The organism is Allorhizobium sp. nf9_anc, assembly GCF_056323085.1.
The window spans coordinates 4,358,482-4,378,123 of record NZ_CM150481.1 but is presented as its reverse complement, the minus strand read 5'-3'; the positions used below and the strand labels follow the sequence as shown (position 1 = coordinate 4,378,123).

The window sequence follows — 19,642 nt, the reverse complement described above, 5'->3', positions numbered from 1 at the left end:
CCACCACCTGGTCAATGCCGAGCGAGCGGACCAAGCCTCCACATCAGTCATCCTCAACAAAGACCTGATCGCGCTTCGACCGGATCGACGGAAGCAAGGCGAGGATCACACAGATCAGTCCAAGCGCAAGAAGCGACGCCGCAATCGGGTTGGTGACGAAGACCGTGGCATCCCCCCTCGAGATGATCATCGCCCGACGCAGGTGTTCTTCCAGTAGTGGCCCCAGTACGAAACCGAGTAATAGCGGCGCAGGTTCGCAGCCCACACGGATGAGGGCATAACCGAGAATGCCGGACACGATGATGGCGTAGACGTCAAACGGATTGTTGTTGATCGAGTAGCAGCCGATAGAGGCGAAGATGACGATGGCAGGGAAGAGTGCCCGATAGGGAATGGTGAGCATTTTCACCCAGAGGCCGATCAGCGGAAGATTCAGGATGACCAGCAGCAGATTGCCGATCCACATCGAGGCGATGATGCCCCAGAAAAGTGCAGGCTGGCTGGTGATCACGTCGGGGCCCGGCGTGATCCCCTGCAGGATGAAGGCGCCGACGATGAGGGCCATCACGGGATGTGCGGGAATACCGAGTGTCAGAAGCGGAATAAAGGAGGTCTGTGCGGCAGCATTGTTCGCACTTTCCGGGCCTGCAACCCCCTCGATCGCACCGTGGCCGAACTCTTCGGGCCTCTTTGAGAGGTTTTTCTCGGCTGAATAGCTCGCGAAAGACGCAAGCACATGGCCACCGCCCGGCAGTACGCCCAGGATAGACCCGAGTGCTGTCCCACGCAGCACCGGCCCGACAATTCGACGCATGTCGGCGCGGTCGAGCCACAGATGCGTAACATGCTTGACGCCAACCTCCCGATCCTGATCGCTCTGCAGATTGCGGAAGATTTCAGCGACGCCGAAAATCCCGACGGCAACAGAAACGAAATTGATGCCCTGGGAAAGCTCCAGCCGCCCAAAGGTAAAACGCTCGGTCCCTGTGTAAATGTCCTGGCCCACGGTTCCCAAGAGAAGCCCGATAGAGATCATGCCCAACGCCTTCAGCACGGAACCGTAGGCCAGCGAGATCGAAACGAGAAGCCCAAGGACAATCAGCGCGAAATATTCAGGCGCACCGAACTGGAGTGCCACCGAGGCCAGCGGCGGTGCAGCAATCGCGAGCAGCAGCGTTGCGACGCAGCCGGCAAAGAAGGAGCCGAGCGCTGCCGTGGCGAGCGCCTGGCCCGCCCTCCCCTTGCGCGCCATCTGATAGCCATCGATCGCCGTGACGGCGGATGAGGATTCACCAGGAAGATTGATCAGGATCGCGGTCGTCGAGCCGCCATATTGGGCGCCGTAATAAATGCCCGACAGCATGATCAGTGAGGTCACCGGCGAGAAGGTAAATGTGATCGGCAGGAGCATGGCGATGGTCGCAGTGGGACCTATGCCCGGCAGGACACCCACCAGTGTTCCGAGCAGGACTCCGATGAAGCACCAGAAGATATTGAGGGGCGTCAGAGCAGTCTCGAAACCAAGTGCGAGATTGGCGAGGAGTTCCATGATGCGCGCTCCTCACAAACCGAACACAGGGCCGAAAGTCGGGATGGTAACGGCAAGCCCGATCTTGAACACCAGATAACAAAGGCCCGCCATGACGAGCCCCATGATGATTGCCGACATCGCCGTATTCTTCGGCGAAGCAAGCGCCGTGATCGCGGTGCAGAGAAAGACGAGCGGGACGAGCCCGAGGGTGCGGGCACCGGCAGCAAACAGGGCAAGCGCGACTGATATCAACAGGATCGCCCGCCACGGAACGGGACCCGCCGCCGCCTCGGCGGGTTTTTGCAAACCTCCGAAGATGACGGCGACACCGAGTGCGCCGAGAAAGAAGGCCAGCACCACCGGGAAGAAGCCCGGCCCCATCTTGATGGCCGTGCCGAACTCATAGCGCGCGCCCTGGATCGCGAAGAGTGCAGCGATCGCAATGAAGATCCCACCGGCCACCACGTCGTGGCGGTTTCGTTTCGTCGTAACGTCCATGTCAGTTCCTCCCGGTCAGGCCTGCCTCCGTTTCCCCCACAGGCCCGTCCGCTGTGTCACAAGATGTTAGAGCCCGCTATGGCCTCGCAGACTGCTGCGGTCACCTCTTTGGTGGTGGCCGTGCCGCCGACATCAGGCGTCAGTATCCCGCTTTCGGTGACGCGCTCAACCGCCTGCATAAGACGCGCTGCCGCCTGCGTTTCACCAAGATGCTCCAGCATCTGCGCTGCCGTCCAAAAGGTTGCGACCGGATTGGCGATACCCTTGCCGGTTATGTCGAAGGCAGAACCGTGGATCGGTTCGAACATCGACGGATAGCGCCGCTCGGGATCGATATTGGCTGTCGGTGCGACCCCAAGGCTGCCTGCCAGCGCGCCCGCGAGATCCGAGAGGATGTCCGCATGCAGATTGGTGGCAACAATCGTATCGAGGCTCTTCGGGTTGAGGGTCATGCGAACCGTCATTGCATCGACCAGCATTTTGTCCCAGGTCACGTCCGGGAATTCGAGGGCGACCTCGGCTGCAATTTCGTCCCACATGACCATGCCATGCCGCTGCGCATTGGATTTGGTGACAACCGTCAGGAGCTTGCGCGGCCGTGCCTGTGCGAGCTTGAAGGCATAGCGCATGATGCGCGTGACGCCGACACGGGTAAAGATCGCCACCTCTGTTCCGACTTCCTCCGGCAGGCCGCGATGCGCCCGTCCACCATGCCCTGAATATTCGCCCTCGGAATTCTCACGCACGATAACCCAATCCAGGTCCCCCGGGCCGCAATTGCGCAAAGGCGGCGTGATGCCCGGCAAGATCTTGGTAGGACGGACATTGGCATATTGGTCGAAACCCTGGCAGATCGGCAGACGCAGACCCCATAGTGTGATGTGGTCGGGAACATCGGGAGCACCGACCGCACCGAAATAAATCGCGTCGAAAGCCTTCAGGGTTGCCAAACCGTCCGCCGGCATCATCACGCCGTGCTTCTTGTAATAGTCCGAGCCCCAATCGAAGATCTCCGCCTCAATCGTGAAATCGCCACTACGTTTGGACAGAGCCTCCAGGACCTGAAGTCCTGCGGCGATGACTTCGGGGCCGATACCATCGGCCGGAATGGCAGCAATCTTATAGGAGCGCATGTCAGTCTCGTTGTTTGGGTTTAAGATGCGGCGCCGCCTTAAGCAGCGCCGCTTATGACCGTTCTCAGGAGGATGCCTGGCGGTGTTTACTTGGAGGCTGACGACTGGATTAGCGCCGTCAGACGTTCAACTTCCGCGCCAAACTTCTTGTCGAGTGCAGCGGGCGTTGCCTGGTCTTCGGCGACGGGCACCGTACCAAGTCCAGCCATCCGCTCGATGACTATCGGATCCTTCAGAGCCACCTTGAGGGCATCCGAAAGCTTGATCCTCACATCTTCCGGCGTGCCCTTCGGTGCCCAGAGCGCGTGCCAGGCGCTGAGTTCGAAGCCCTTGATCCCGCCCTCATCGACCGTGGGAAGGTCAGGAAAAACACCGATACGGGCCGAGGTCGTGACGGCATAGGCCTTAACCTCGTTTGCTTTGATCTGCGTCGTCGTGTTGGTCGTCTGGTCGCAGGCGAGATCAATCCGACCTCCGATCAAGTCAGTCATGGCCGGCCCCATGCCCTTGTAGGGCACGAGCGTCATCTTGGACTGCGTGGCATCCTGCAGCAGCATGCCGCAGAGATGAGACACCGCGCCCGTGCCGGCCGTACCGAAGGTTACGGCTTCGCCGTTTTCCTTCAGGTATCCGAGAAGATCGGCAAAAGTTGCCGGCGGCAGGTCTTTACGACCGACAACCGTCATTGGTACCTCGGTGATCAGACCGATACTTGAGAAATCCTCGATCGGCTTGTAGGTGAGATCAGGATAGAGCGCCGCGAAAGTGGCGGTACCGATATGGTACAGAAGCAGGCGGTAGCCATCCGGATCGGCTGTGGCCACGGTGGCCGCGCCGAGCGAACCACCTGCGCCACCCATGTTTTCGATCAGGACCTGCTGTCCCAATTCTGCCGACATCGCCTGAGCGACCAGACGCGCGACCGTATCGCTCGGACCGCCGGCGGCGGCGGGGACCATGATGGTGATGGGTTTTTCAGGGAAACTGCTTTGTGCCTGGGCAGCATGGGCGACGGTCGCCAGCAGTGCTGTCGCCAGAACCATATGGATCGGCTTCATTATGTTCTCCTCCAGAACCAAATCCGAATGCCTCCACATCGGATTTCTTCCATGCTATCTTGCATGCAAGAATAAATTTATAGGTGATCTGATGTTTGTCAACGCCAATTCGCGTAGACAGGCATGGAGGGAGACACACAGCGCATGATCAAGGCGAACGAGATCCTCCGGCCGCAAACGACCGATCAGGACGACACAGAAGTCGAAGCCTCTAAGGCGGGACGGGTTGTGGCTGCCTATCAGGCTCTGCGCAATGCGATCAGGTCCAATGTATTCCCGCCCGGATACCAGGCGGCAGAAAACGAAATCGCCCGCCAGCTCGGCATGAGCAGAACACCAGTGCATGAAGCCATGGCCCGTCTGCAGGAGGATGGACTCGTAAGGATCCTTCCGAAGAAGGGCATCATCATCCGCGCGCTCTCGCCCGCCGATATCGAGGAGATCTATGAGGTCATCATAGCCCTTGAAGGCGCCGCTGCTGCCCGCATCGCCGGCTTCCCCGAAACGGAACGACTCGCTGTGGCAGCCGCATTGCGCGAAGCGACGGAAGATATGGACAAGGCTCTTCAGGCCGATGATCTCCAGGCCTGGGCCGTGGCAGACGAGGTCTTCCACGAAACGCTGGTCCAGCGCAGCGGCAACAGGCGCCTGACACGAATGGCAGGCACTGTAGCCGATCAACTCCACCGGGCTCGCATGTTCACGCTCAATCTACGACCGCGGCCAGCAGTTTCGTCTGCGGAGCACGATGCAATCGTCAAGGCGATCGAAACTGGCGACAAAGAAGCTGCCAGCAACGCAGCGCGCCAACATCGCAGCCACGCAAGAGACCAATTGTTGCCCCTGATCGAAAGACTGAACCTTCGCAATCTTTAGAGACGATTGGGGCAAAGAACTGGGCAGTTCATGGCCATGCCGTGCATAGGGACTTCATATCCAAGTGTTCGGCGCTGCGGAGGCTAGCAAAAGACCCGTGACTTCACCATGAACAGCGCGGCAATCATGCAGCCTCCACCAGCAGTATCCGGTGAAAGAGCATTGATCATAGGAGAGCGCGATGAGGCCGGAGTCGTTACCGGCCTTCTCGACGATTTCAGGCGTTCAGGAAGTCATCCGTGCTCACGACGTTCGCGTAGGCAAATGCCAACGCCGCCATAAAAGACGCATGGACGTCCGCTGCGGAAACAGTTCTGCCAGCAAATTCCAGGTCGCGGGTTGCGACCGCATCGTGAACAACCGTGACGCCGTAACCGAGGTCGGAGGCAGCACGCGCAAGCGCATCGATGCACATATGGCTCATCGCGCCCACGATCACCAGGTTCGACACACCCACAGCATCGAGGATCGACTTGAGGTCCGTTCCGAGGAAACCGTTGATGTTCGCCTTGGTCACAACGGCTTCACCGGCCAAAGCAGCAACCGTCGTGTTGATTTCGGCGCCCGCCGTACCTGGAACGAAAAACGTCGCATCGTCTTCGCTCGCGTGATGGCGGATATGGACGATCGTCTCACCACTGGCGCGGAAACGATCGAGAACTTTGCGCGCCTTCGCCGCAGCGTCGGCGGTACCGACGAGGCTAAACGCCCCGCCATCGAAATAGTCGTTCTGGAAATCCACCAGTACCAATGCTGTCGCGGTCATGTCTGCTCCCTGCAGATTGATTGGTTTGTTCTCGACGCTAGACGAGAGGTGGTGTCGGGACCACCTCTCGTCGATTCTTGATGGAACGCCCGTTGGGACGCCCATGTTTCTTAGAGCTCAGGCGGCCTTCCTGCCGGACGATTGACCCACGACGAACCGCGAGATCATCTGGCTCAAGCTGTTCGCTTCACCATTCAGAACGGCAGAGGCGGCCGTCGTCTCCTCGACCATTGCCGCATTCTGCTGCGTTGCCTGGTCCATGTGGTTCACGGCCGTGTTGATCTCGCGCAGACCCGAGGCCTGCTCGCCAGTCGCACGAGAAATCTGCTGCATGAGGGAATCGATGGCCTGAACCTGTTCGGCGATGCGATCAAGGGCCTCTCCGGTTTCTGCGACCAGCGTGACACCCTGGCCAACCTGTTCGTTCGACGCAGAAATGAGAGCCTTGATCTCTCGAGCAGCCTGGGCGGAGCGTTGAGCCAGTTCGCGGACTTCCTGCGCCACGACAGCAAAACCCTTGCCGGCCTCGCCGGCTCGGGCTGCCTCTACGCCGGCATTCAGCGCAAGAAGGTTGGTTTGGAATGCGATCTCGTCGATCACACCAATAATCTGGCTCACCTTTCGAGAGCTGTCTTCGATGCCTTCCATGGCGGATATTGCCTTCTGCACGACATCGCCAGATCGTTCGGCTTCGGTGCAGGCCGACTTCACCTTTCCGGCCGCCAGTTCCGCATTGCCGGCGCTTTCGTTGAGCTTGTCGGCGATTTCGCCGAGTGCGGCGGTCGTTTGCTCAAGGCTTGCTGCCTGCTGCTCCGTACGTCTGGACAGTTGGTCGGAGCTGCGGCTGATCTCGCGTGTCCCGGCGTTTAGCGTGTCGACGGTGACATTCAGGCGCAAGACCGTATTTTCCAAGCTCTCCAAAGCGGAATTATAGTGATCACGCAACTCCGCATAGGAGCCGGGGAACACGTCCACGATGCGATGAGACAGATTGCCATCCGCGAGCTGCTGCAGTCCCTTGCCGAGAGCCAGGACCACCTGGCGCTGGGTTTCCGCCACTGCCAAGCGTTCCGTCTCGGTTTGGCTGCGCTGTTCTTCGGCAGCCAGACGCTGTCGTTCGGCGCCCGCCTCGATACTGCGCCCCTCTGCCAGCTTGTGGCGGAAAACATCCAGAGAGGTTGCGAGCGCCCCAACTTCATCCTTGCGCCCCTGCCCGGCCACCGGCTGTTCGTAATCGCTATTCGTCAGGCGTGCGACTTCGGACAGAAGGGAACCGATGGGCTTCTGGATGAACAACCGCACTGCGGTCAGGAGCGAAATGATGACGGCTGCCATGATGGCAAGGCCACCCGACACAAGGATCAGAGTCTGCTCGTTGACAACGGCAGAGACGACCGAAACCGGCACGTCCTCTACAATCATCCAGCGAGCGTTCATGCCGGGCAACTCAAAGGGCATGATGACGCGATAAACTGCGCCTTGGTCTGCACCTGTGACATTTTCAAGGATGACGGTTTCACCGCGCAGCGCTGCCGCCTTGGTCTCAGCAAGACCTTCGAATTCGTAGGGTTTCATGACTGACACATCATCAGGCGCAGTGAGCCACGTCCCCTGCGCCGACAGCAGGTAGACACGACCGGAGCCAAAGGGCCGCTTGTCCTTGAGTGCTCCAGACAGAGCGTCCAGCCCGATATCAACGCCGAGCACACCTCTCATCTTTTCGCCGGAGATTACAGGATAGGCGATGCTCATCATCAGCATGCCGCCAGCGCTGTCCTCGATATAAGGCTCGGTCGCGGCTCCGGCACGGCTCGTCGCAGCAAGGCTGTAATAGCTTTCCTCCCGCGAAATATCCTCTGGGATGATCAATTCCAGGCCACCGTCAGACCTCGTCCAGTAAGGGGTAAATTGCCCCTTCGAGTTGGTACCAAGCTTTTCATTCAACTGTTGAACTTGCTCTCCATTGAAGCCGTCTTCTGCCTCCAGGAGCCAAGAGCCGAAGACCAGATCAAATCGCTCGATAAGTGCAGGAAGCATGGCCGTGACCTGCTCGCGGTCAACAGTGCTGCGCTCGACAGAACCGGCCATGACCTTTACAGCGCCTGCGAGGTTGTTGAGTTGCGAAGACACTGTTTCCGCCGTCGCTCGGGCATCGGTCTTTGCCTGATCGAGCGTCATCGTGACCGTCTGGTCCCTAACCTGAGAGATCACGACGGCAAATGTTGCGAAAAGGCATAGGGCAATCGCGATTGCACTCACGCTTAGCAGCTTGAACGCTAGAGTTTTTCTCATTCCGGTCCTCGTTCACGAAGGGCCCGGACCGATCGATATCGTGTCAGGGCGGGCGGCTTCACACACACCCGAACACTAGTTTGCATTTGATAAAAGATCGCTAATTTTCGATATAACATCGATCTGCGATCGCATTTTTGCGCTCCGATTAGGACATTCTTTCTAGAAAATCCGCGATCTCAGCAGCGACGCCAGGGGTGTCAAGCTCGCCATCGATAACGGTCGCGCGGGCGCGTATGGAGCCGGGAAGCAGGTCGCCGCGCAAGGCGACAAGGCGCGCAAAAAACGCGGGCGTGAACTCGGGATGCGCCTGGAAAGAAAGGCCCCAGTCGCCGTAACGGAGAGCGGCATTCGCGCAGAAATCGTTGCTGGAGACGACTTTGCCGTCCAAAGGCGGCTTTATGACCTGGTCCTGATGCCAAGCCAGCAATCTGTACCTTTGGTTCAGGTCTGATCGATCATAGTAGGTCACGCCGGCCGCCCATCCGCCATCGAATTTCCGCACCACACCACCCAGCGCCTGCGCCATGATCTGATGGCCGAAACAGACGCCAACGGTGGGGACATCGGCATCACGCGCATGACGGATGAACACTTCAAGCAGCGGGATCCAGGCATGATCCTCGTAGACGCCGTGGCGGGAGCCTGTGATCAGCCAGCCATCGGCCGCCTGCGGGTCGGATGGCATTTGCCCATCGACCACGAAATAGCGCTTATAGCGAAAACGGTCGACACCGAGCAGGTCGGCGAACAGATTGCCGTAATCTCCGTAGTCATCGACAAGCTCTGCCGGTAGATGCCCGGTGATGAGGATTCCGATCGTCTTCATGAGTGGCTGCCTCCTGGTATGATCAAGTGACGCGATAGACGGCAATCGTCACATCCGTCATGCGAAACGCGCAGGACGCGACAAACAGACTGTCGGAAAGCCAGACATGCGGACCGAGCGGCGCGTCGAAAATCGGCGCGGAGCGGAAGTAATAGGCCTCGGGGCGCAGGAACTCGCCGGCGTCGACCCGGTCGACCACGTTTTTGTCTGCGATGAAGAGACCCTGGTTGCGGATGTAGATTGGCGTGCCATCGTCTGCTTCCAGACCATAATGCGCCGTCACCACCGAGCAGCCATCCTGGCGGATCAGCTCGTAGTCTGCGCCGCCCGGCAGGACGCGGCCTTGCAGCCGCGGCCCGGAGATCGTGCCACCCGTGATCGGAATGATGCGTCGGTGACCGTTTCGCCCGCGCCCGCCAGAACGTGGCTCGGCAATCGTGACATTGATGGCAAAGGCGAATTCCAGGCCCGGTACGATCGGAGATACGATTTCTTGAGACATGCGCTTTCGCCTCCTTGTCTGTTGTCAGGCCGAGTAGGTGATCCGCCCGTCGCAGATTGTCTTCACGGCACGCAGCGAGGAAATGCGATCATGCGAAACCGCCTCGATATCGCCGTCGAGGATCACGAGGTCGGCCAGATAACCCGGCTTCAGCATGCCCTTGCGATCTTCCATCTGCTCCACGTAGGCACTGTTGATCGTGTAGGCCTGAAGCGTCTCTTCGAGCGTCAGTCGCTGGTCTGGCACATCATCTGCCCAGGGCTTGCGGGTCATAGCCTGCTCGATCGATAGCAGCGGGTCGAGCGGGCAGACCGGCCAGTCGGTAGCAAACACCATCTTGGCACCCGCATCCACCAACGTCCGCCAGGCATAGGAATACGGCCAGCGATCGCGACCGATGAAGTCGATGCCCGGCTGCAGCGGCAAAGATCCGGTGCCCGGAGGATGCGGAGGCTGCATCGAGGCGACAACACCGAGTTCGGCAAAACGCGGGATATCCGAGGGCAGTACGACCTCGATATGTTCGATCCGATGGCGGATCTTCGTGTTGCCGGTGGCCTTGATGCCTTTTTCATAGCCTTCAAGCACCATATGCACGGCGCCGTCACCGATGGCATGGACGGCAACCGGCAAGTTCAGCCTCGTCGCCTCCGTGGCGACCGCATCGAAGGCTTCTTGGCTGAACAAGGGATCGCCGCGATATCCCGGTCGATGGGCATAGTCGTCATGCATGACGGCCGTCTCGCCCTCGATCACCCCATCCATGAACAGCTTGACGAAATCCGAGCGCAGGCGATCGCTGTTGAAGCGGTCACGCCAGGCCGCCGCCTTCTCCTCGATGAAACTCACAGGCATGAAGTTCTTCATATGGAACGGCATGCGCATCCGGCAGGGCAAGCCGTCCTCGCGCTCGATCTGGTCCAGAAGTTCGAGCTGATAGAGGCTACCATCCATGTTCTGCAGCGAGGTGATACCGAGCGACGCGCAATATTGCAGTCCCTTGCGCAGCACGGCAAGATCGTTCGCACGATCTTCTTCCGTAAGGTTTTCCGGATCACCACCGGTTGCGATGCCGAGCATGTCTCGGCCACCGGTTTCCGAGAGGTCGACAACCGGACCATAGGCATTCGACTCGCGCAATTCGCCGGTCGCACAACCGTCTTCGCCCATGACGATCTCGTTGCCGACACCGACATCCCGGCCTTCGAAGATACCCGCCTGTTTCAAGGCAATCGTGTTGGCCCAGGCGATATGGTGATCGAAGGCGAAGACGATCATGGGCCTGTCGGGCAGGATCAGATCGAGATGGTGCCGGGTCAGGCGCTCGGGCTCGATGATCCCGTAATCGGCACCATTACCGATGACGAGTTTCGTCGTCGGGTTGTCGGACGCATATTGGCGCACGGCCTCTCGCAGAGCCGCGAAGCCCTTGACGCCGAAGAGGTCGAGCTGAACAAGGCCGACAGATCCGCCGAAGATATGCATATGGCCTTCGTTGAACCCGGGCATGACCGTCGCGTCACGGGCATCGATCACGTCCGTTGCCGGACCGACGAAACCGGCGACATCGTCCCAATCCCCGACCGCGAGGATCCGGTTGCCCGAAAGCGCGACAGCAGAGGCGCGCGGCTGGGTTTCATTCATCGTGAGGACACGACCGTTCTTGATCACGATGCTGGCTGAATTGCTCATCTGAATTTCCTTGAAGAGACGTTTAGGGGACGGAGTGCCCGTCCCCCGCTGATCGAGAACTGACAGGCCGATTGGCTCACTTCATGACTTCCGTCCAGATCTTGGTGTGAAGCGCCTGCACCTCGGGCGGGCACGACGTCAGGAAGCGCCCGTTCTTCAACAGCTCTTCTGGAACCTTCACTTCAGGCGCATTCTTCACTTCGTCGGTCATGAAAGCCTCTGAGCCGAGGATGCCGTTCGAATAGCGATTGAAGTTTGAGATTAGCGCGGCATTTTCAGGCGCCATGATGAAATTCATGAACAGCTTGGCATTGTCGACATTCTTGGCATCGGCGACGATGCCGACGCTATCCATCCACAGCGGAAAGCCTTCCTTCGGGAAACCGAACTGCACGGCCGGATTGAGCAGACGGCCACGCATGGAAGCGCCCGACCAGTTCACGCCGGAGAGAAACTCGCCCGTCGCCCACTGGTTTTCGTTGCTGTAGGAAATCGAGACCCAGGTGGCCTTGGCCGCCAGCATCTTGTCGCGAACCTTCTTCAGCGTCGGCAGGTCTGCAGTGCATTGCTCGGCTCCGATGTTGAACAGCGCCAGCGCCATCACGTCGGTCATTTCCGGAACGACATTGACCTTGCCTGCGACTTCTGCCGGCGGTTCCATGAACATGTTAGAGGTGTTGATATCTCCCTTGTAGACGGAAGTGTTGACGGTCACGCCCGTCGAGCCCCAGACCCAGGGAGCCGTATATTTGCGGCCCGGATCGAAGGGGACGTCAATCCAGCGCGGATCGACGTTCTTGAAGTTCTCCATCTGGTCCGGTCGGGCCTCAAGCAGGAGGCCTTCCTTGATCCAGATGTCCATGACCTGCGAACTTGGCACGACGATATCGAAACCGTGTCCGCCCTGGCGGATCTTGGCGAGAGCCGTGTCATTGGAATCGTAGTCGGTGACCGTCACCTTGACGTCATAGGCTGCCTCAAACTTCTTGATCAGTTCGGGACTGGTGTAATTGCCCCAGTTGTAGATGTTGAGCTCTCCGGCGGCATGGCCGACGCTGGCCATCAGGCTGAGCATAAGGGCGGAGACTGCTGTGGTCTTGAGCATGATGATATTCTCCGTTTTTCTTGGTTAGTCGTCGTCAGAGTTGCGTGTGGCGAGATAAAAGACGGTGACGAAGGCAATCGACAACGCCAGGAAGACGGTGGCGATCGCATTCAACTGCGGTGTGACCCCACGCCGGATCTGACCGAGCATGTAAGTCGGGATGGTTTCCTGGCCGCCGCTCTTGATGAATTCGGTGATCACGACGTCATCCAGCGAGATCACGAAGGCCAGCATGCCTCCGGCGACGATCGCAGGCCGGATCAGGGGCAAGGTGACATAGCGGAACGCCTGCCAGCGCGAGGCGTAGAGATCGCGGGCCGCATGCTCGAGGGCCGTATCCATGCCCTGCAAGCGAGCCCTGAGGGGCATGTAGGCGAAGGGTACACAAAAGGCCGCGTGCGCGAGCACGATGTAGCCGATGCCCTGATAACCAGTCCATAGCTTCACGCGGGAGAAGAGGATGAGAAGACCCACCGCCGTGACGATCTCGGGCACCAGAAGCGGTACGTTCAGCATCGATTCCTTGAAGGCTTGTCCGCGATAGGCCTGGGTTCTGCTCATCGCCAGTGCAGCCGGAAGGGCAACCAGAACAGAGATGACGGCGGAAACCGCAGCTATTCCAAGCGAACGCACGGCCGCATCGAAGACGGCCGGATCATTCCAGGCGGCGACGAACCAGCGCAGCGAAAAGCCCTGCCAGCCACTGACCGACGTGCCCGCGTTGAAGGCGTAGAAAACAAGGATGGCGATCGGCAGATAAAGGACGGCAAAGGCCGTACAGGCGACCGGGAAGACCAGCGGGAGATACGCAACAGATCGCTGTTTAGCCATGGGAACCCTCCAGGCTCTTGTTGCCACGGCGCATGACAACGAGCAGCGCAAGCCCGACGATCACCACAAGAGTGACCGACAAGGCAGCGCCGAGTGGCCAGTTTCGTGCCTGGCCGAACTGCAGCTCGATCAGATTACCGATCATGAGGTTCTTGCCCCCGCCCAGTAGGCGCGGGATGACATAGGTCGACAGAGCGGGAATGAAGACGAGAACCGATCCGGCAATGAGGCCAGGCTTGACGAGCGGCAGGATGATCTTGGTCACCACCTGCCAGCGCGAGGCATAGAGATCGAACGCAGCCTCGATCAGCCGGAAATCGAAGCGCTCCAGCGATGCGTAGAGCGGCAGCACCATCAGTGGCAGAAACACATAGAGCATGCCGATCAGGACCGCCGTATCGGTGTAGAGGATCTGCAACGGCTGCTGGATGATACCGATCGACATCAGGGCCGAATTCAGCACGCCCTCGGTTCTCAGAATTTCCTGGATCGCAAAGGTGCGGATCAGCATGTTGGTCCAGAAGGGGATCGTGATCAGGAATAGCCAGACCGATCGCGTGCGGCGCGGACGCGTGGCGATGAACCAGGCCGTCGGCAGACCGACGACGACACAGATGAGCGTCGTCATCAGTGCAAGTTTCACGCTTCGCAGAAGAACCGACATGTGAACGGAAGCGAGCGACACGCTTTCGTCGAAGATGTCGACCTCGAACAGAACGCCGAACCAACCGGCACCGGAAGGCTGAAACACGACGTCGCCGTAAGGCCCTGGCGTCAGGAAGGAATAGAAGAAGACGATCAAGAGCGGCACGAGTGCCCCAACGAGGACGAGCAGCAACGCCGGAATGGACTGCAGCCACCGTCTCACGATTTCGGTCTTTTGGTGCCTTGCTTCAAAGGAGCTATCCGGCTCAGCCATCACGCCCTCACCAATTGCAGAGCACCGTCAGGCCAGTGGATGCCCACCTGCCCGCCGCAAGCCACAGCTCCGAGATCGATCGTGGCGTTCTGCTGGCGCACCACGAAGGCTGCACCATCCCCGGTCAGGACATGGAAATGCGTGTCGGTTCCGAGGTAGACCACATCGCGAAGGGTGCCGGTGATATGGGCGCCAGCGATGTCGCTGGTGATCACGGCGTGTTCTGGACGTACCACGGCAATCGACGGATCAGCCGCCGACAAACCTTCGGGGCAGCGTGCCCTAGTCGTCGCGCCTGACGGGAGCCGCACGTCTGCACGGCCGCCTGCAAGCCAGAGGATGTTGACGTCGAGGAAATTGGTTTCGCCTATGAAATCCGCGACGAAACGATTGGCCGGGCGGTCGTAGATGTCGCGCGGCGTTCCCAACTGCCCGACCCGTCCCTCGCACATGACCGCGATGCGATCGGACATCGTGAGCGCCTCTTCCTGGTCATGCGTGACGAAAACAAAGGTGATGCCTGTCTCGGCCTGGAGGCGTTTAAGCTCGATCTGCATCGCCTTGCGGAGCTTGAGATCGAGCGCCGAAAGCGGCTCGTCGAGCAGCAGGACCCGTGGCTTGGGGGCAAGCGCACGGGCAAGTGCCACGCGCTGCTGCTGACCGCCGGAGAGACGCGTCACAAGCTGATCACCGCGACCGCTCAGGTGGATCATCTCGAGCATGGTCTGCACGGTCCGGGCGATGTCTTCCCGCGGCTGTCCCTGCATGCGCAGGCCAAAGCCGATGTTCTCAGCAACGGTCATGTGTGGAAAAAGCGCGTAGCTCTGGAACACGGTATTGATCGGCCGCTGGTTGGACGGCTTGTCGGTGACATCGTTTCCGCCGACCAGAATGCGTCCATGGGTCGGATACTCGAAGCCAGCCAACATGCGCAAAAGTGTCGTCTTGCCGCATCCCGATGGTCCGAGCAGCGTAAAAAACTCGTTGTCGTCCACCGTCAGGCTGATGCCATCGACAGCGGTGTATATACCGAACTTCTTGGTCACGCCCTCAAGACGGATGGCACACCCAGGTGCCTGGCCCCTGCTCGTCGTCATCACTCGTTCCCCGCTTCGCGATCTACGATTTGCGATCGCATTATTTTTTTGTACGTGTATCAAACCAAATTTTGATCAAATTTCAAGAGGGGGGTTGCCGTACATTTTTCATGGCGACTTGAGGGACCCTCACAGCCGATGCCCCACAAGGGACAGGGCATCTAGGACAGCCCGCTGGAGCCGGACATGCTGTGCATCAAGCCGGATCCGCCTAAACGACATATCCATAAAGTTGCCACTCGATCTCGGTGACGGTGGACGCGAGCCGTTGGAATTCCGCTCGCTTCACTGCGACGAAGGCCTGGTGCAGTTCCCTGCCCAGCACCTGCTGAACGAAGGGCGAGTGTTCAGCACGATCAATTGCGTCCAGCCAGGACCGTGGCAGGGTCGAGTGATCCGGATGGGCATCGCCGGACTTCTCGGGACCGGGATCAGTGCCCTCCTCGATACCGTTCAGCGCACCGGCCAGAGTGACGGCCGCAACAAGGTAAGGATTGGAATCGACCCCCGCGACCCGATGCTCGAAGTGGCGGGCGCTGCCGCCGGACGATGGCACACGGATGGCAACCGTGCGATCCTCGACCCCCCAGTCGTCGGAGGCCGGCGAATAGGATGTCGAGGCAAATCGCCGCCACGAATTGAGGAAGGGAGCCAGCAACAGCATGGTATCGCCAATCGTTCTCCTGATGCCGCCGATCGCATGCAGCATCAAGGGATTGAGGTTGCCGTCTGGGAGATCGGCGAACAGATTGTCGCCCGAGGGACCGGCAAGCGAAAGATGCAGATGCATGCCGGACCCCGCCTCGCCTCCGAACGGTTTGGCCATGAAGCAGGCCTCCATGCCAAACCTGCGCGCGGTCATGCGGATCAGCCTCTTTGCGATGATCACGTCATCGGCGGCCCGGACTAGGTCGCGATATTTGATCGTCAGCTCGTATTGGCCCGCAGCATATTCGGAAATCAGCGATTCCAGCGTCAGGCCGAGATGCCGAGCACCGGCATATACAGCTTCGAAGAAGGGTGCCATCTCATCGAGTTCATCGACCGCCATCGTATTGCGGTGGGGCGAGCGGCGACCGGTCAGGGCATAACGGGCGGGTAACCTCTGCCCACCCGGAGCCACGTCCTTGTCGATGAGATAAAACTCGAGTTCGAAGGCACCCATGGGCGCATACCCCGCATGGCGGGCACGCTCCATCTGGGCCACAAGCGCAAAGCGGGGATCGGCGGTATAAGGTGCTCCTCGCTCGTCATACATACTGACGAGAACCTGGCCACGCCCGGTAGAGGGCATATAACCCAGGGTGCCCGGCAGGGGGAAGCAACGCTTGTCGCCGCCCCCGTCGGTCATCACCTGGCCTGACGCCTCGACATCATCACCCGCCACATCCTGCCCGAACAGCGAGCTCGGCATCGCTCTGCCGGAACGATAGAGCGACGGAAGCTCGTGTCGGCGAATGATCTTGCCCCGCCCGATGCCGTGGCAGTCGGTCATCACAATGTCGATGGCCTCCAACTCTGGATAGCAGGTCAGAAAAGTCTCGGCTTCGTCCGCCGCGGCACCGGATGGGAGGTAAGTCATGTCAGTACGAGGTCCATCCCAGGAGCTTCAGGCAATCAGGCCATTGGATTTTGCATCGGCGTAGGTTAGGTCAATGACCTTCTGGGCAATCGTGACCAGTTCATCGGCTTCTTCATGGCTCAAGGTGAAGGGCGGCGCGATGACCATGCGATCACCCACGGCGCGCATGACGAGACCATTCTTGAACGAGTGCTCACGCGCGATCATGCCAATGCGCGCATTCTCGTCGAAGCCCTGCCGCGACGACTTGTCCTTAGTGAACTGGAAGGCCCCGATCAGCCCCTCCATGACCGCCTCGCCGACGATCGGATGGTCGGCCAGCGCGAGCCACTTCCGCTTCAGGTAAGGCCCGATATCGTCGCGAACGCGGTCGACCAGCTTCTCCTCCCGGAGGATCTTCAATGTCGCGATGGCTGCAGCACATGCGGCGGGATGGCCGGAATAGGTGTGGCCATGGGCGAACTCGCCTCCCTTTTCCAGCAAAACCTGCGCAACCCGATCGGAGACGCCGACAGCACCGAGCGGGATATAGCCCGAGGTGATGCCCTTCGCCATGGTCAGGAAGTCCGGCTCGGTCCCCATCAGTTCACAGCCGAACCACTCTCCGGTGCGCCCGAAGCCGCAGATGACTTCATCCGAGATCAGGAGGATGTCCCGCTCTTTCAGACCGGCAGCCAGCACCGGCCAGTAGGTCTTCGGGGGGATGATGACACCGCCTGCCCCCATGATCGGCTCGGCGATCATTGCGCCGATGCGATCAGCGCCGATCGCATCGATCAACGACAACGTCTGCTGCGCAACATGGCGCCCGAAATCATCCGAGCTCATCTCGCCGCCATAGCTCCACCAGTCTGGCGAAGGGGCGTGATATATGCCGGCGATCGGCAGGCCGCCCTGCTTGTGCATCGAGCCGAAACCGCCCAGAGAGGCGGATGCGACCGTCGAGCCATGATAGCCACCACGCCTGGAGACGAACACGCTCTTTTCCGGCTTGCCCATCAGCTCCCAATAGTAGCGAACGAGACGGAAGATCGTGTCGTTCGATTCCGACCCGGAGCCGGTGTAATGGAAATAGTTGAACTGAGACGGCGTCACCTCGCTGAGAAGTCCGGAAAGCTCGGCGACCGACGGATGCGTGGTGTTGAAGAAGGTGTTGTAAAACGTCAGTTCTTCCAACTGGCGGGAAACGGCATCGATGATGTCCCGGCGGCCATGCCCAGCATTAACGCACCACAGCCCACTCATGCCGTCGAGAATGCGATTGCCCTCCGAATCCCGGAGATAAACGCCCGAAGATTCTGTGATGACCCGCGCTCCGCGCGCATTGAGCTCACGGGTGTTGGTGAAGGGATGCAGATGATGGGCGGCGTCGAGGCGGCGGATCGCTGCCGTTGAATTCGAGAAGGTCATGGCATCTCCTGTTCTTGCTGCGCGCGAACGCGACATGAGGGACCGGCGTCAGCCGGCGAAAACATAACTGGTCTTGACGGCGGTATAGAATTCGGCGGCGTAGCGGCCCTGTTCGCGAGGGCCATGGCTGCTGCCTTTGCGGCCTCCGAATGGCACGTGATAGTCGACCCCGGCTGTCGGCAGATTGACCATGACCATTCCGGCCGTTGATCGGCGCTGGAACTCGCGGGCATATTTCAGGCTGCGGGTGCAGATACCCGACGACAGACCAAACTCTGTATCGTTGGCAACGGCGACCGCCTCATCAAAATCCCTGACCTTGATCACGCTCGCACATGGACCGAAGATCTCCTCGCGGCTGACGCGCATGTCGTTGGTCGCACCCAGAAAGAGCGCCGGCCTCTGGAAATGCCCAAGAGGCATCTCGAGGATGCGTTCGCCACCGACAACCTCGCAGCCTTCTTCGCGAGCGAGCGCGACATAGGCGAGGTTGCTATCGAGCTGCGAGGCGGAAGCAACCGGCCCCATCTGGCTTTCCAGCGCAAGTGCAGGACCGACTTTCAGTTCCAAGGTCGCCTTCGTCAACGCGTCAACGAAGACATCATGGATCCGGTCTTGGACGATCAAACGGGATGACGCGGTACAGCGTTGCCCCGTCGAGAAGAAGGCACCGTTAAGGCATGCGGAGACTGCAAGGTCGATGTCGGCATCGTTCATCACCACCATCGGATTCTTGCCGCCCATTTCGAGCTGCACCTTCTTGAGGCTTTCGGCAGCTGATCGAGCAATGCCGCGCCCGGTGCTGACGGACCCTGTAAACGAGATGGCCTGGATGAGGGGTTCAGAAAGCATGGCAGGACCGATCCGCGAGCCCGGTCCCATCACGAGATTGAAAAGGCCTGCTGGACACCCGGCCTCCACAATAATCTCGGCAAGCAGATGTGCGGTTCCTGGGGTCAGGTCTGCCGGCTTCAAGATCACGCCATTGCCATAGGCGAGAGCCGGCGCGATCTTCCAGGCGGGGATGGCAATCGGGAAATTCCACGGCGTAATCAGCGCGACGACACCGAGAGGCTCACGTCGCACCTCGACATCCACGCCAGTCCTGACCGACGGAAGGCTTTCCCCCGACATCCGCAGTGCCTCGCCGGCAAAGAAGCGAAAGATCTGAGCAGCCCGGATTGTCTCGGCGCGTGCTTCGCTCAGGATCTTACCTTGTTCGCGTGCCAGCATCCGGGCCAGTTCCTCGACCCTGGCCTCGATTCCGGCTGCGATCCTGTCGAGCAACTCGGCCCGCGCCTGCGGCCCCTTGGAATAAAACGACCGATGCGCCTCTGCAGCCACCTCGGCCGCTTGATGGACGTCCTCGGCAGCGCCGCTGGCATAGAGACCGATCAGGTCGGAGACATCAGACGGATTGCGGTTTTCGGTAACCGAGACCCCTTCCCGCCATTCGCCGGCGATGAGGTTTTTGTACGTGTCGGACATGGGCGCCTTTCGTTGACAGCATTCGATCGAGCC

The 19,642-nt window shown here is 59.8% G+C and carries 17 protein-coding genes; 1 reads left to right on the top strand and 16 read right to left on the bottom strand.

Annotated elements, in window-relative coordinates; translation table 11 throughout:
• Window positions 1–43 precede the first annotated feature (43 nt).
• The 4 genes from AC02Y0_RS21290 to AC02Y0_RS21275 form a co-directional block, all read right to left on the bottom strand.
• On the bottom strand, window positions 44–1,549 hold the full coding sequence (locus AC02Y0_RS21290; RefSeq protein ID WP_476381094.1) for a tripartite tricarboxylate transporter permease: 1,506 nt from the start codon (window positions 1,547–1,549) through the stop codon (window positions 44–46).
• Window positions 1,550–1,561: 12 nt separating this feature from the next.
• Window positions 1,562–2,029: a tripartite tricarboxylate transporter TctB family protein gene (locus tag AC02Y0_RS21285; protein WP_476381092.1), complete on the bottom strand. Its 468-nt coding sequence runs from the start codon at window positions 2,027–2,029 to the stop codon at window positions 1,562–1,564.
• A 56-nt stretch (window positions 2,030–2,085) separates the two neighbouring features.
• Complete coding sequence (locus AC02Y0_RS21280) at window positions 2,086–3,162, bottom strand: tartrate dehydrogenase (protein ID WP_476381090.1); 1,077 nt, start codon at window positions 3,160–3,162, stop codon at window positions 2,086–2,088.
• A gap of 86 nt (window positions 3,163–3,248) precedes the next feature.
• On the bottom strand, window positions 3,249–4,220 hold the full coding sequence (locus tag AC02Y0_RS21275; RefSeq protein ID WP_476381088.1) for a tripartite tricarboxylate transporter substrate-binding protein: 972 nt from the start codon (window positions 4,218–4,220) through the stop codon (window positions 3,249–3,251).
• A gap of 144 nt (window positions 4,221–4,364) precedes the next feature.
• Between AC02Y0_RS21275 and AC02Y0_RS21270 the strand changes: the two genes are divergently transcribed.
• Window positions 4,365–5,096 (top strand): GntR family transcriptional regulator, encoded by a 732-nt coding sequence (locus tag AC02Y0_RS21270; protein WP_476381086.1) that lies wholly within the window; start codon window positions 4,365–4,367, stop codon window positions 5,094–5,096.
• Window positions 5,097–5,313: 217 nt separating this feature from the next.
• Here AC02Y0_RS21270 and AC02Y0_RS21265 read toward each other — a convergent pair whose 3' ends face one another.
• From AC02Y0_RS21265 to AC02Y0_RS21210, 12 genes are all read right to left on the bottom strand, one after another.
• The gene (locus tag AC02Y0_RS21265; protein ID WP_476381084.1) at window positions 5,314–5,862 is read right to left on the bottom strand and encodes a cysteine hydrolase family protein; all 549 of its coding nucleotides are present in this window, start codon (window positions 5,860–5,862) and stop codon (window positions 5,314–5,316) included.
• Window positions 5,863–5,979: 117 nt separating this feature from the next.
• Complete coding sequence (locus tag AC02Y0_RS21260; protein WP_476381082.1) at window positions 5,980–8,154, bottom strand: methyl-accepting chemotaxis protein; 2,175 nt, start codon at window positions 8,152–8,154, stop codon at window positions 5,980–5,982.
• A 148-nt stretch (window positions 8,155–8,302) separates the two neighbouring features.
• On the bottom strand, window positions 8,303–8,983 hold the full coding sequence (locus tag AC02Y0_RS21255; protein ID WP_476381080.1) for a type 1 glutamine amidotransferase: 681 nt from the start codon (window positions 8,981–8,983) through the stop codon (window positions 8,303–8,305).
• 22 nt (window positions 8,984–9,005) lie between these two features.
• Complete coding sequence (locus AC02Y0_RS21250) at window positions 9,006–9,485, bottom strand: DUF3237 family protein (protein WP_476381078.1); 480 nt, start codon at window positions 9,483–9,485, stop codon at window positions 9,006–9,008.
• 24 nt (window positions 9,486–9,509) lie between these two features.
• The gene (locus tag AC02Y0_RS21245) at window positions 9,510–11,177 is read right to left on the bottom strand and encodes an amidohydrolase (RefSeq protein ID WP_476381076.1); all 1,668 of its coding nucleotides are present in this window, start codon (window positions 11,175–11,177) and stop codon (window positions 9,510–9,512) included.
• A gap of 76 nt (window positions 11,178–11,253) precedes the next feature.
• Window positions 11,254–12,282: an extracellular solute-binding protein gene (locus tag AC02Y0_RS21240; RefSeq protein ID WP_476381074.1), complete on the bottom strand. Its 1,029-nt coding sequence runs from the start codon at window positions 12,280–12,282 to the stop codon at window positions 11,254–11,256.
• A 24-nt stretch (window positions 12,283–12,306) separates the two neighbouring features.
• Window positions 12,307–13,113 (bottom strand): ABC transporter permease, encoded by an 807-nt coding sequence (locus tag AC02Y0_RS21235; RefSeq protein ID WP_476381072.1) that lies wholly within the window; start codon window positions 13,111–13,113, stop codon window positions 12,307–12,309.
• Window positions 13,106–14,032 (bottom strand): ABC transporter permease, encoded by a 927-nt coding sequence (locus tag AC02Y0_RS21230; RefSeq protein ID WP_476381070.1) that lies wholly within the window; start codon window positions 14,030–14,032, stop codon window positions 13,106–13,108. The genes AC02Y0_RS21235 and AC02Y0_RS21230 overlap by 8 nt, the downstream gene beginning before the upstream one ends.
• On the bottom strand, window positions 14,032–15,129 hold the full coding sequence (locus AC02Y0_RS21225) for an ABC transporter ATP-binding protein (protein ID WP_476381068.1): 1,098 nt from the start codon (window positions 15,127–15,129) through the stop codon (window positions 14,032–14,034). The genes AC02Y0_RS21230 and AC02Y0_RS21225 overlap by 1 nt, the downstream gene beginning before the upstream one ends.
• A 211-nt stretch (window positions 15,130–15,340) precedes the next feature.
• Window positions 15,341–16,711, bottom strand: a complete 1,371-nt coding sequence (locus AC02Y0_RS21220) for a glutamine synthetase family protein (RefSeq protein WP_476381066.1) — start codon at window positions 16,709–16,711, stop codon at window positions 15,341–15,343.
• 27 nt (window positions 16,712–16,738) lie between these two features.
• Complete coding sequence (locus AC02Y0_RS21215) at window positions 16,739–18,121, bottom strand: aminotransferase (RefSeq protein WP_476381064.1); 1,383 nt, start codon at window positions 18,119–18,121, stop codon at window positions 16,739–16,741.
• 48 nt (window positions 18,122–18,169) lie between these two features.
• Window positions 18,170–19,609 carry an aldehyde dehydrogenase family protein gene (locus AC02Y0_RS21210; RefSeq protein ID WP_476381062.1) on the bottom strand — a complete coding sequence of 480 codons (1,440 nt, stop codon included), beginning with the start codon at window positions 19,607–19,609 and terminating at the stop codon, window positions 18,170–18,172.
• Window positions 19,610–19,642: the final 33 nt, after the last annotated feature.